The sequence below is a fragment of the Streptomyces sp. PKA51 genome (assembly GCF_057552455.1).
Window position 1 is genome coordinate 437257 of record NZ_BAAJPZ010000002.1, and the last position, 12030, is coordinate 449286.

At 74.0% G+C, this 12030-nt stretch carries 9 protein-coding genes; 5 read left to right on the forward strand and 4 right to left on the reverse strand.

Features of this window, described 5'->3' with window-relative positions:
• Positions 1-132: 132 nt before the first annotated feature.
• Together AC27L3_RS04335 and AC27L3_RS04340 are read right to left on the reverse strand one after the other, a co-directional pair.
• A complete protein-coding gene (locus AC27L3_RS04335; RefSeq protein ID WP_487232658.1) occupies positions 133-2553 on the reverse strand; it encodes a GTPase-associated protein 1-related protein in 2421 nt (806 codons plus the stop codon).
• A gap of 274 nt (positions 2554-2827) precedes the next feature.
• Positions 2828-3316 carry a MarR family winged helix-turn-helix transcriptional regulator gene (locus tag AC27L3_RS04340; protein WP_487232659.1) on the reverse strand — a complete coding sequence of 163 codons (489 nt, stop codon included), beginning with the start codon at positions 3314-3316 and terminating at the stop codon, positions 2828-2830.
• 124 nt (positions 3317-3440) lie between these two features.
• On the opposite strand from AC27L3_RS04340, the gene AC27L3_RS04345 reads away from it, so the two are divergent.
• Positions 3441-4373, forward strand: a complete 933-nt coding sequence (locus AC27L3_RS04345) for a quinone oxidoreductase family protein (protein ID WP_487232660.1) — start codon at positions 3441-3443, stop codon at positions 4371-4373.
• Positions 4374-4398: 25 nt separating this feature from the next.
• Here the strand turns inward: AC27L3_RS04345 and AC27L3_RS04350 are convergent, their stop codons facing one another.
• On the reverse strand, positions 4399-5502 hold the full coding sequence (locus AC27L3_RS04350) for a bile acid:sodium symporter family protein (RefSeq protein WP_487232661.1): 1104 nt from the start codon (positions 5500-5502) through the stop codon (positions 4399-4401).
• 314 nt (positions 5503-5816) lie between these two features.
• Between AC27L3_RS04350 and AC27L3_RS04355 the strand changes: the two genes are divergently transcribed.
• The 3 genes from AC27L3_RS04355 to AC27L3_RS04365 all read left to right on the forward strand — a co-directional run bounded on the left by AC27L3_RS04355 (position 5817) and on the right by AC27L3_RS04365 (position 9618).
• Entirely contained in the window at positions 5817-6689 is an 873-nt protein-coding gene (locus tag AC27L3_RS04355; protein WP_487232662.1) for a LysR family transcriptional regulator, read from the forward strand.
• Between the two features lie 168 nt (positions 6690-6857).
• Complete coding sequence (locus AC27L3_RS04360; protein WP_487232663.1) at positions 6858-8681, forward strand: AMP-dependent synthetase/ligase; 1824 nt, start codon at positions 6858-6860, stop codon at positions 8679-8681.
• Positions 8682-8775: 94 nt separating this feature from the next.
• Positions 8776-9618 carry an aldo/keto reductase gene (locus AC27L3_RS04365; RefSeq protein WP_487232664.1) on the forward strand — a complete coding sequence of 281 codons (843 nt, stop codon included), beginning with the start codon at positions 8776-8778 and terminating at the stop codon, positions 9616-9618.
• Positions 9619-9706: 88 nt separating this feature from the next.
• On the opposite strand, the gene AC27L3_RS04370 is transcribed toward AC27L3_RS04365, so the two are convergent.
• On the reverse strand, positions 9707-10012 hold the full coding sequence (locus tag AC27L3_RS04370; protein ID WP_487232665.1) for a 4a-hydroxytetrahydrobiopterin dehydratase: 306 nt from the start codon (positions 10010-10012) through the stop codon (positions 9707-9709).
• A 184-nt stretch (positions 10013-10196) separates the two neighbouring features.
• Here AC27L3_RS04370 and AC27L3_RS04375 point away from each other — a divergent pair, with 184 nt between their 5' ends.
• Positions 10197-11975, forward strand: a complete 1779-nt coding sequence (locus AC27L3_RS04375; RefSeq protein WP_487232666.1) for a hydroxysqualene dehydroxylase — start codon at positions 10197-10199, stop codon at positions 11973-11975.
• Positions 11976-12030: the final 55 nt, after the last annotated feature.

Consider the following 12030-nt stretch of genomic DNA (forward strand, 5'->3'; position numbering starts at 1 on the left):
CACCAGCCGACGGTGCCCCATAGAGGCGCGGGGAACTGCGCGACAAGCCACGACGCGCCCGCAGGCGGGGTGCCGTGTCGCGCCGGGGCGCGGCGGCAGCCGCAGGGCGCTGCACGATCCGCCGGACACGCCCTAGAGGCGCGAGCCCCGTGCGCGCCAGCGGCCGCCGATGCGGCCGAGCACGCCGAAGCGGTCCCACTCGTGGAAGATCTCGGCCCACTGGCCGCCGACCTGCCGCAGGCAGCGGCGGATCTCCTCGATCTCCTCGGTCGACATCCGGCGCACCTCGGGCCGCAGCACACCCGCCAGCAGCTCGCTGCGGATCTCGTCCCACACCGGGCTGATGTCGGGCGCGGTGTGCCAGGCGACGAAGCACACGGCGGCGTAGGTGGGGGTGCGGTGCAGCAGCTCGCGTACCCGTTCGCCGCGGGCTTCGTCGGCGTACGCGGCGAGAAGGTGCTCGTCCTCGGAGTGGACGAGGTCGGGCAGTTCGGTGGGGGCCGGGGGCGGGTCCATGGACAGCAGGTGCCGGGCGAGAGCGTCGCACAGCCGCTCGTCGATGCCCGCCTCCAGCGGCCGGGCCTGGCGGCGCAGGGCGACCACGCGGGCGGTGCAGCCGGGCACGGCCTCGCCGCGGGCGAGGGCACCGGCCTGTTCCAGCAGGAGCAGGGCGGCGCGGCGGCGGGGGTCGAGTTCGGCGCCGCCGGCGAGGGCGCCGCGCAGCAGCTTCCCGGCGAGGAGGGGGGCGACCGGGTCCTGGGGGGCGCTGGTGAGGGCGGCCCGCATGAAGGGCTCCTCCAGGCCGGCCGCGTGGTGGGCGCCGGGCGGGATGCCGTCGAGAAGGGCGTCGGCCTCGGCGGTGGTCAGCGGCGCGTCGCCCCACACCAGGCGGAAGGCCGTGCGCAGGACGGAGGGGGCGTCCTGGTGGTCGGGGCCGGCGGTCTTCATCAGCACGTGCAGGAAGGCGGGGCGGTCCTCCTCCGGATCCTCGCCGGCGCCGTGCCCTGCGTCGGCTCCGGCGGGTCCCGCGGAGGGCGGGAGGGCCGCGGCCATGGCGGCGGCCATGCTCAGGTGGGGCCGGCCGGCGAGGTCGGCGCCGGGCAGCTCCGCGGCGAGCAGGCGGGCGATGGGGCGCGGGTCGTCGGTGGCGGCGGTGTGGTCGAGGGAGTCGAGCACGGCGGTGCGCAGCCGCGGGTGGGCGTCGATGGCCGCGCGGACGACCTTGTGGTCGGGGGACGCCTCATTGAGCAGGGCGGTGGTCAGGCGGGCGGTGAGCACGGGCATGACCGGGCTGTGGTCGACGCGCAGGGCCTCGGCCAGGCGCAGCAGGGTCAGGAAGCGGACAAGGGGCGTGTCGGAGGTTTCGGCGGCGCGTTGGAGCTCGGCGCGCAGGTCGCGCTTGAGGGGGGCGACGGCCGTGCGGGCGCCGGGTGCGCACAGTTCGTCGGCGAGCGAGGCCAGGACGGTCCATTCCTCGGGGGTGCGCTCGGTGCCGCCGGCGGCGACGGTAGCCAGCAGCCGGGTGCGCACGGTGGTGTCGAGGCTGTCGCCGGGCTTGTGGGTGCGGGCCCACCGCGCGGCGGCCGTACGGCCGTTCGAGTCGAGGGGGATGCCCTCGCGGGCGGCGAGGGCGGCGAGCCGGTCGGCCTCGTCGGCGGCGCCGCGGCCGGTGCCGAAGGCGGGGGCGGCGGTGGGGCGGGTGGCCTCGGCGAACAGGGCGGGGCGACCGGCGAGCCAGATGCGGGCGGCGACGGCGGCCCACAGGTCGCGTTCGGCGCGGGCGGGGCTGGAGGGGCCGCCGGTGCAGTCGTGGACGCGGTAGCGGTGCTGGGCGGCGGCGGAGACGAACTCGAAGCGGGCGTCGGGGAAGATGCCGACGATCTGCTGCCGGGCCAGCATGGGGTGGCGGGTGTAGGTGGTGAAGGTGAGCCGGTCGGCAAGGTCGCGCGGCAGCACGGCGCTGGCGACGGCGACCCAGTGCGCGATGGCGGCGCTGTCGCGCTCGACCACGAGGATCTGCTGGGCGTCGGGGGTGCGGAAGAGGGTGCGGACGTCCGTCAGGAAGGGCTCGAGGCGCTCGGCACGGGCCCGGACGAAGTCCAGCAGGCCCTTCTTGTCGATGAGCCGGGCGGGGACGACGGCGGTGAGCGGTTCGGGCACCCCGCCGTCGGGCGTCCGGTCGGACCAGGAGGGCGACTCCCATGCCTCGATGGGCAGCAGCCCGCCGGGCAGTCCGCCGCCCTCGGGCAGCCGTACGGCGTGGGCGTGGAAGTTGCCGTGGCGGCCGACGCGCCCGGGCCCGGTGCGCACGGTGCGGCACAGCAGCCGGCTGCCGTCGGAGAGGCGGTTGTGGCTGAACGCCACGGGAAAGGCGGCCAGTTCCTCGGAGGAGGGGCACTCGGGGGCGTCGGCCGGGGGCTCGTAGCCGATGAGCTGCTCCGCCTCGCCGAGCAGGGTGATGGGCAGTTCGGGGCTGGCGGCGGTGAAGCGGAACCCGGATCCGTCCGGGCTCGTGGTGGCGGTCGAGGTGTAGTGCAGTTGCTGCAGGTTCACGCGACACCCCGTTCCGCCCTGGTCCACTGGTGGCTTGTCCGCCTCGTCCTCGTCTGCCTGCCCCGCCGGTGCCGTGCCGTACCGCACCGGGCGTCCACGCCGCCGGTTTGCGCCGCTTGAGCCCTGTGTAAGGGCAGCGGGCGCCGTCGGGTCGCCGCCACGCCGCCGCGTCCGCGGCTCCCCTCCGCCGCCCCACTTGCGGGTGACATCCCACCAGATCCGGCGGACCGCCGTCCGGGCTTTCGGGGGACTGCCGCCTGCGGCTCCCCCGCCTTCAGCGCTCGTCCTGGCCGGCCACGCGGGCGAGGAGCGCGAGGAAGAGCTCGCGCTCGGCGGGGGTGAGGCCGGCGAGGAGGGCCTCGTTGGCCTGCTCGCCGAGCTCGGCGAGGCGGGCGAGGCGGTCGCGGCCGGCGGGGGTGAGGGTGATGGCGTTCTTGCGCCGGTCGGCGGGGTCGGGGCTGCGGGTGATCAGCTCCTGCGCTTGGAGGTCGTTGAGGATGCCGACCATGTCCTTGGGGTCGAAGCCCGTGGTGCGGCCGAGCTCGGCCTGGGCGACGGGGCCGAGGTCGGCGACGGCGGAGAGCACGGCGTGGTGCTGCATGCGCATCCCGTCCTCGGCGAGCGCGTCGGTGACGAGCCGGCGGCCGCGGGCGGAGGCGCGGTTGAGCAGCCAGCTGGGGAGGGTGCGCAGCCGCGCGAGGGCGGCCGGCCCGGTCGCGGGCGGCGCGGCCGTCACTCCTGCGGGGGAAGCCTTGTCTGCCATGGCACGAGCCTAACGGAAACCATTGGACTTCCCAATGAAGCCGAGTATCGTGGGGGTTGCCAACGTTGGGGTTCCCAACGAATGGTGTCCGTCCGGTATATCTGCCATGGGGGGTGCGTCGCTCATGCGTCGTGTGCGGTATTACGAGAACGGTGGGCCCGAGGTGCTGCGGCTAGAGGAGACCGAGGTGCCCCGGCCCGGGCCCGGCGAGCTGCTGGTGCGCACCGAGGCGATCGGCGTCACGCTGCCGATGGTCCGCAAGGTGCGCGCGGGCGGGCTGCCGCTCCCCGGCAGCCTGGGCGGCGAAGTGGCCGGTGAGATCGTCGCCGTGGGGCCGGACGTCACGGGCTTCACGGTGGGCGAGCGGGTCACGGGGCTGTGCTTCGGGGACGCCTACGCCGACTGCTCCCTCCTGCACACCTCCATGGCCTCGCCGGTGCCGGCGGGCGCGAGCGCGGTGGACGCGATCGGGCTGGTGCGGGGCGGGCTGGTGGCGCGCGGCGCCCTGGCGGCGGCCCGGCCGCAGCCCGGTGAGTCGGTGCTGGTGACGGCGGCGGCGAGCGGGGCCGGACACCTGGCCGTGCAGCTCGCCCGGGCCCACGGTGCCGGGCGGGTGGTGGCCGCGGTGGGCAGCGCCGCCAAGGCGGACTTCGTCCGCTCGCTCGGTGCCGACGAGGTCGTCACCTACGAACAGGAGTCGTGGGGCGAACCCGTCGACATCGTGCTCGACGCGGTCGGCGGGGAGCTCCTCAAGCCGGCGGTCGCCGCCCTGGCTCCGGGCGGGCGCCTGGTGGCCTACAGCTCGGGCGGCGGCACGGTCGAGGCGTACGACCTGCTGGTGGGGGCCAAGTCGGTGATCGGCTTCCAGATGGCCCTGATCGCCCGGAACCGGCCGCAGGTGATGGAGCGATGGCGGCAGGAGTTGTGGGAGCTGTTCGCCTCCGGCCGCATACGTCCCCGGGTGCACGTGGAGCTGCCGCTGGAGCACGCGGCGAAGGCCCACGAGATCGTCGAGGGCCGCGCCAACCGGGGCAAGGTGGTCCTGCGCCCGGTGTGAGCACCACACCGGGAGCGGTGCCGCGCTATGGCTTCCGCTGGACCAGGTCGGCCGCGGCAGACGTGTCCCGCTCCGGCTCCGGCTCCGGCTCCGGCTCCGGCTCCGGCTCCGGCTCCGGCTCGTTCAACGCCTCCCGTCGCTCCAGCCGCTCCTGTTGGCGGGCGAAGTGCTTGGCGAGCACGGCGCCGACCATCAGCTGCATCTGGTGGAAGAGCATCAGGGGCAGCACGGCCAGGCTCGCCTGCGCCCCGAACAGCACGGTGGCCATCGGCAGCCCGCCGGCGAGGCTCTTCTTGGAGCCGGCGAAGGTCAGGGCGATGCGGTCGCCCCGCGAGAAGCCGAGCCGGCGTGCGCCGTGGGTGGTGAGGGTGAGCATGAGCGCCAGCAGGGCACCCTCGACGGCCACCAGGGCGCAAAGCTGCCATGGCGTCACCTGGTGCCAGACGCCGCGCGTCATACCGGCACTGAACGCGGCGTAGACCACGAGCAGGATCGAGCCCCGGTCCACCAGGCCCAGCGCGGACCGGTGCCGGCCGAGCGGTCCGGCGAGCCACCGGCGGGCGAGCTGGCCGGCCACGAAGGGCACGAGCAGCCGCAGCACCACGGACAGCAGCGAGTCCGCCGAGATACCACCGCCGCTGCGGCCCAGCAGCAGGGCCGCCAGCAGCGGGGTGAGCACGATGCCCACCAGGGTGGAGTAGGTACCGGCACAGATCGCGGCGGGCACATTGCCGCGGGCCACGGAGGTGAAGGCGATGGAGGACTGCACCGTGGACGGCACCAGGCACAGGAAGAGCAGTCCGGTGTACAGCCCGGGGGTGAGCACATGGGGCACCAGCCCGCGGGCGGCGAGTCCGAGAAGGGGGAAGACGGCGAAGGTGCAGGCGAGGACCGTCAGGTGCAGACGCCAGTGGCGCAGTCCCGCCACGGCCTCGCGGGTGGACAGCCGTGCGCCGTAGAGGAAGAACAGCAGGCCCACGGCTCCGGTCGAGATGCCGTCGACAGCTGTCGCGGCTGCTCCGCGGGCGGGCAGGAGCGCCGCGAGCAGCACGGTGCCGAGCAGGGCGGCTATGTAGGGATCCAGCGGCAGGCGGCGCAGCGCGGCGGGCAAGGACGGGAGAGCGGGCATGGGCTCAGCTTTTCCTCTCGGCCAGCCCATCGGGAACCCTGTTCACCGCACTTACTGTTATCACCGAACGCGATATCCGCGGGCCCGGGCGGCGGGGGCGTGTCCGACGGATCGTGCAGCGCCCCGTAGGGGCGCGGGGAACTGCGCGATCAGCCACCGACGGCCCGCAGTCGACGCGCCACCCCCGGGCCGGGGCGCGGCACGGCGCCCTGTCTGCAGGCGCGTCGTGGCTTGTCGCGCCCGCGCGGCGGCAGCCGCAGACCGACACCGCCCTGCGACGAAGATCCGCCGGGCACGGCCTAGGCTCACGGAGCATGTTCGATCCCGTACAGCTGCGGGCCTTCCTGGCGGTGGCCCGGACCCTGAGTTTCACGCAGGCCGCACGCCGTCTGGGGGTGCGTCAGTCGACGGTCAGTCAGCAGATCCGCCGGCTGGAGGAGGCGGCCGGGCGGCAGCTGTTCTCCCGCGACACGCACGGCGTGGCCCTCACCGAGGACGGCGAGGCGATGCTGGGCTTCGCCCGGACGATCCTGGAGGCGCACGAGAAGGCCGCGCAGTGGTTCTCCGGTACGCGGCTGCACGGCCGGCTGCGGTTCGGCGCCTCGGAGGACTTCGTGCTCACCCGCCTGCCGGAGGTGCTGGAGGCGTTCCGCCGCGAGCACCCGGACGTCGACCTGGAGTTGACGGTCGGGCTCTCCGGGATCCTGCTCAAGCGGCTCGCGGCCGGCCGGCTGGACCTGGTGCTGGCCAAGCGCGACCCGGGCGAGCCGCACGGCCGCCTGGTGTGGCGGGACCGGCTGGTGTGGATCGGCGCGCAGGGGCTGCGTCCCGATCCCCGCCGCCCCCTGCCGCTGGTCGTCTTCCCGCCGCCGGCGATCACTCGCGCCCGGGCCCTGGAGGTGCTCGGGCGGCACGGCCGGGCCTGGCGGGTGGCCTGCACCAGCGGCAGCCTCAACGGGCTGGTGGCCGCCGCCCGCGCCGGGCTGGGCGTGATGGCCCACGCGCAGGGCATGATCCCGCCCGGTCTGGCCCCGGTGCCCTCCCGTGCGGGTCTGCCGGACCTCGGTCCCGTCGACGTCGTCCTGCTGCACGGGGCCGGCACCGGGCGCGACGCCGCGGTGCGCGGCAGCGCGGAGGCGCTCGCGGACGCGATTCTGGCGGCCGGCGACCGCCTTCACTCCCCATGAGCACCAGCGCACACACCCCAGTGAACACATGTGGAGGATTCCGAAGAGATTTCGTGCAGATCCCCTCCCGGCGGGCTCCGTGCCGAGACGGTCCGCCGGAAAGGGTTCTGGCCGGGACGGGAACGGGTACGGTCACGGCGCTGTGCGAGCGTCCCGAGGAGCGAGAGGTTGCGCGAGTTCACCGTCCCTTCCCTGGTGACGGCGCCCCACGTCGGAGGGCTGGCGGACGTCGTCTTCGAGCATGCCGCGGCGGACCCGGACCGGGTGGCGCTCGGCCGCAGCGCGGACGGCGTCTGGCACGACGTGACCGCGGGCGCCTTCCGCGACGAGGTGCTGGCGCTGGCCAAGGGTCTGCTCGCCCAGGGCGTCCGGTTCGGCGACCGGGTGGCCATCATGTCCCGTACCCGTTACGAGTGGACGCTGTTCGACTTCGCGCTGTGGACGATCGGCGCCCAGCCCGTGCCGATGTACCCCACGTCCTCGGCGGAGCAGGTCTACCGGATGCTGCACGACGCCCGGGTGACCGCGTGCGTCGTCGAGCACGAGGACCACGCGATGACCATCGGTTCGGTCGTCGACCGGCTGCCGTGCCTGGCCCGGCTGTGGCAGCTGGACGCGGGCGCGCTCGGCGAGCTGACCGCCGCGGGGGCGGGCATCGCCGACGAGGTCGTGCACCGGCACCGCATGGCGGTCACGCCCGACTCGCCGGCGACGGTCATCTACACCTCCGGCACGACCGGCCGCCCGCGCGGCTGTGTGCTCACCCACGCCAACCTCATGGCCGAGACCGACACCATCGTCCGCCGCTACGAGCCGGTCTTCCGGGGCCGGCCGGGCGAGGAGCCGGCCACCTTGCTGTTCCTGCCGCTGGCGCACGTCTTCGGCCGCATGGTGCAGGTGGCGGCGGTCCGGGGGCGGATCCGGCTCGGCCACCAGCCGCAGCTGTCGGCGGCCGCGCTGCTGCCGGACCTCAGGGCGTTCCGCCCGACGTTCCTGGCGGCGGTGCCCTACGTCTTCGAGGGGTTGTACGCGGCGGCGCGGCGGGAGGCCGAGCGGGAGGGTCGTGGCCGGCCGTTCGAGAAGGCCGCCGATGTCGCCGTGCGCTATGCCGAGGCGACGGAGGGGAAGTCCTTCGGCACGGGACCGGGGCCGGGCACCGCCCTGCGGGTGCAGCACCAGGTCTTCGACCGGCTGGTCTACGCCCGGATCCGGGAGGCGCTCGGCGGGCGGGTGCGGTACGCGATGTCGGGCGGCTCGGCGATGGAGCGGCGCCTGGGGCTGTTCTTCGCGGGCGCGGGCGTCACCGTGCTGGAGGGGTACGGCCTGACGGAGACCAGTGGGGCGGCGGTGGCCAATCCTCCGGAGCGTCCCCGGTTCGGCACGGTGGGCCTGCCGGTGCCCGGCACGAGCGTGCACATTGCGGACGACGGGGAGGTGTGGCTGCGCGGCGGGCAGGTGTTCGCGGGCTATCTGGGCGACCGGCGCGCGACGGCGGCCGTGCTGCGCGACGGCTGGCTGGCCACCGGCGACATCGGCCGTCTCGACGCGCACGGCTATCTGACGATCACCGGGCGGAAGAAGGAGATCCTGGTGACCTCGGGCGGCAAGAGCGTCTCGCCCCTGCTCCTGGAGGAGCGGGTGCGCGCCCATCCGCTGGTGGGGCAGTGCCTGGTGGTGGGCAACGACCGGCCGTTCGTGGCGGCGCTGGTCACGCTCGACGCGGAGGGGGTCGCGCACTGGCTGGCGATGCTTCACCGGACGGCTCCCGCAGCGGCCGAGCTGGTGAAGGATCCGGAGCTGGAGGCCGAGATCCGGCGGGCCGTGGTGGCGGCCAACACCCTGGTCTCGCAGGCCGAGTCCATCCGTGCCTTCCGCATCCTGGCCACCCCGTTCGGCGAGGAGCAGGGGCTGCTCACCCCCACGCGCAAGCTCAGACGCAGGGCGATAGAGCGGGCGTACGCGGCCGACATAGATGCCTTGTACACAAAGTGACGCATGCGACAGCTGTGCCCCGGGAATGCATCCACCGGACCACGGGTTGACCCGTGGAGTAAGTACTTCCATACGTACGTAAGGACGACTGCTCGTGAGCAAGGTCCCCAGCATCACCCTCAACAACGGCGTCGAGATGCCTCAGCTCGGCTTCGGCGTGTGGCAGGTCTCCGACGAGGAGGCCACCGCCGCGGTGGCCACCGCCCTCGAAGCCGGCTACCGCAGCATCGACACGGCCGCCGTGTACGAGAACGAGGAGGGTACGGGCAAGGCCCTCGCCGCCTCGGGCATCGCCCGGGACGAGCTCTTCGTCACCACCAAGCTGTGGAACAGCGCGAAGGAGACCTGGACGCGCGAGAGCGTCCTGCGCGAGTTCGACGCCTCCCTCGCCCGCCTCGGCCTGGACTACGTGGACCTCTACCTCATCCACTGGCCCCGCGCCATGCGCGACGACTACCTGACGATCTGGCGCACCTTCGCCGAGATCGCCGGCAGCGGCCGCGCCCGCGCCGTGGGCGTGTCCAACTTCCAGCCGGCCAACCTCGAGCGGGTGCTGGCCGAGACCGACCTGGTCCCGGCGGTCAACCAGATCGAGCTGCACCCGAACTTCCCGCAGGCCGAGCTGCGCGCCCTGCACGCGCGGCACGGCATCGCCACCGAGGCGTGGTCCCCGCTGGGCCAGGGCCGCGGCCTGCTGGAGGAGCCCGTCCTCGCCCGGATCGGCGCCAAGCACGGCAAGTCCCCGGCCCAGGTCGTCCTGCGCTGGCACCTGCAGCTGGGCAACGTCGTCATCCCCAAGTCGGTGACGCCGTCGCGCATCCGCGAGAACGTCGACGTCTTCGGCTTCGTGCTGGACGACGAGGACATGGCGGCGATCGCCGGCCTCGACAACGGCACCCGCCTGGGCCCGAACCCGGACGAGTTCGACTGGAACTGACCTCCCGACCCGACGGGACCGATGTCCCGGCGGGATCCGATGACCCGACGGCTCCCGGGACGGCACCGCGCCGACCCGGGAGCCGGCGTCAGCGTGCCCCGTGCGCGTCGGCGACCGCCTCGATGCGGCGGGCCAGCTCCACGTCCAGGCCGGTGACCTTGCCGCCGACGCTGTGCGTGTTCACCGCCAGCGCGACGGTGTTGTAGCCGAGGGTCAGGTCGGAGTGGTGGTTCAGCTCCTCCTGGATCTGGGCGATGTGCACCACCATGGCCGCGGCCTGGAAGTGCCCGTCGAAGGAGTAGCGGCGCGCGATCCGGTCGCCGTCCAGCGACCAGCCCGGCAGCTCCTGGAGCCGTTCCTCCACGTCCTTCTGCGAGAGCGGTTCGACTGACATCGCGCACTCCTTGGCGACTCGTGGGTGTGGGACCGGTGAGGCAAGCGTCCCACGGGACGGCAGCGGTTTCCCGCCAATGTGCGCCGAGGGACACGCATGCGCCGCGACCGCTCTTCCGGGGTGCATGGGGCGCCCCTATGCTCCGCGCCGGACCTGACGGGTTACCGGCGGTAGGGGGCTGGGCATGGCGGCAGGCACGCGCAGGGGGTTCATCGGCGGGGCCACGGCCCTCGCCGCGACGGCCGCGCTCGGCGGCGCGGCCCAGGCCGTGCCCCGCCCGTCCGGCGCCGGGCGGCGGCGGGCCGCCCGGCGCAGCGTCGCCGTGCTCGGCGGCGGGGTGGCGGGCCTGACGGCCGCCCACGAACTGGCCGAGCGCGGCTTCGCGGTGACGGTCTACGAGCGCAAGGCGGCGCTCGGCGGCAAGGCCCGCAGCATGGACGTGCCCGGCAGCGCCCGCGGCGGCCGCAAGCCGCTGCCCGGCGAGCACGGCTTCCGCTTCATCCCCGGCTTCTACCGCAACCTGCCCGACACCCTGCGCCGCATCCCCTTCCCGGGCAACGAGAACGGCTGCCACGACAACCTCGTCCCGTCCACCGAGGTGATGCTCGCCCGCATCGGCCACGAGGACATCCGCCTGCCGTTCCGCAGCATCGGCAAACCTCCGCCCGTCCTGACCCCGGACGCGTTCCTGCGCATGCTGACGGCGCTGCTGGAGACCTTCGCCGGGCTGCCGCCCCACGAGATCGCCTACTTCGCGGGGCGATTACTCGTCTGGTTCACCAGCAGCGAGCGCCGACGGACGCAGGAGTGGGAGCGCGTGCCCTGGTTCGACTTCACCAGCGCCGGCCGGATGTCGGCGAACTACCGGCAGCTGCTGGCCATCGGCATCACACGCAACATCGTCGCGACCAAGGCCGAGGTGGCCAGCACGAAGACCGTCTCCACCTGTGTGGAGGCGTTCCTGTGCACCGCCTTGGGCCGCGGTGCCGACGGCGAGCCGGACCGGGTGCTGAACGCGCCGACCAACGAGGCGTGGATCGATCCGTGGGTGAGCCATCTGCGCACGCTGGGGGTCGAGTTCCGCACCGGCTGGGCCGTGCGCGAGCTGCGCCCGGCCGGCGGCCGGATCGCCGAGGCCGTGCTGGAGGACGCGACCGGGGCGCGCCGGGTGGTCACGGCGGACCACTTCGTCTCGGCCATGCCGGTCGAGCACGCCCGCAGGACCTGGACCGCGCAGGTACGGGCCGCCGATCCGGCCCTGGCCCGCTGCGACCGGCTGCAGACGGACTGGATGACGGGGATCCAGTTCTACCTGACCGAGCCGACTCCGATCATTCACGGTCACATCAACCACATCGACTCGCCGTGGTCGATCACGGCCGTCGGCCAGGCCCAGTACTGGTCCGGGCGCGACTTCCGCCGCGACTACGGGGACGGCACCGTGGCCGACTGCCTCTCGGTGGACGTCTCGGAATGGGACCGGCCCGGCATCCTGTACGGCAAGACGGCCAAGCAGTGCACCCGTGAGGAGGTCGCCCGCGAGGTGTGGGCGCAGATGAAGGCGGGGCTGAACGACACCGGCCGTACGGTGCTCAGCGACGCGAAGCTGCACTCGTGGTTCCTGGACCCGGCGGTCGAGCTCGACGGGAACCGGGCGAGCAACGACGAGCAGTTGCTGATCCACCCGACGGGCACCTGGTACGACCGTCCCGCGGCCCGCACCGCGATCCCCAATCTCTTCCTGGCCGGCGACTACGTGGCCGTCGACATCGACCTGGCCACCATGGAGGGCGCCAACGCCGCGGCCCGGGCGGCGGTCAACGCACTGCTGGACGAGGAGGGGTCGGGCGCGGAGCGGTGCGAGGTGATCCCGCCGTACCGGCCGCCGGAGTTCGAGGGGCTCAAGCGGCAGGACGAGTTCCGCCACCGCCTGGGCCTGGCCAACGTCTTCGACCTGGGCTAGCCCGTGCGCCCCGTCAGGGACGCGCCGCCGGCCCGCGGACGCGTGACGCGTCCGC

What these genes read in the sequence shown, in the direction of transcription:
- AC27L3_RS04340 (WP_487232659.1), bottom strand. Translation starts at nt 3,316, where the DNA reads ATGGCAGACAAGGCTTCCCCCGCAGGAGTGACGGCCGCGCCGCCCGCG.
- AC27L3_RS04345 (WP_487232660.1), top strand. Translation starts at nt 3,441, where the DNA reads ATGCGTCGTGTGCGGTATTACGAGAACGGTGGGCCCGAGGTGCTGCGG.
- AC27L3_RS04350 (WP_487232661.1), bottom strand. Translation starts at nt 5,502, where the DNA reads ATGCCCGCTCTCCCGTCCTTGCCCGCCGCGCTGCGCCGCCTGCCGCTG.
- AC27L3_RS04355 (WP_487232662.1), top strand. Translation starts at nt 5,817, where the DNA reads ATGTTCGATCCCGTACAGCTGCGGGCCTTCCTGGCGGTGGCCCGGACC.
- AC27L3_RS04370 (WP_487232665.1), bottom strand. Translation starts at nt 10,012, where the DNA reads ATGTCAGTCGAACCGCTCTCGCAGAAGGACGTGGAGGAACGGCTCCAG.
- AC27L3_RS04375 (WP_487232666.1), top strand. Translation starts at nt 10,197, where the DNA reads ATGGCGGCAGGCACGCGCAGGGGGTTCATCGGCGGGGCCACGGCCCTC.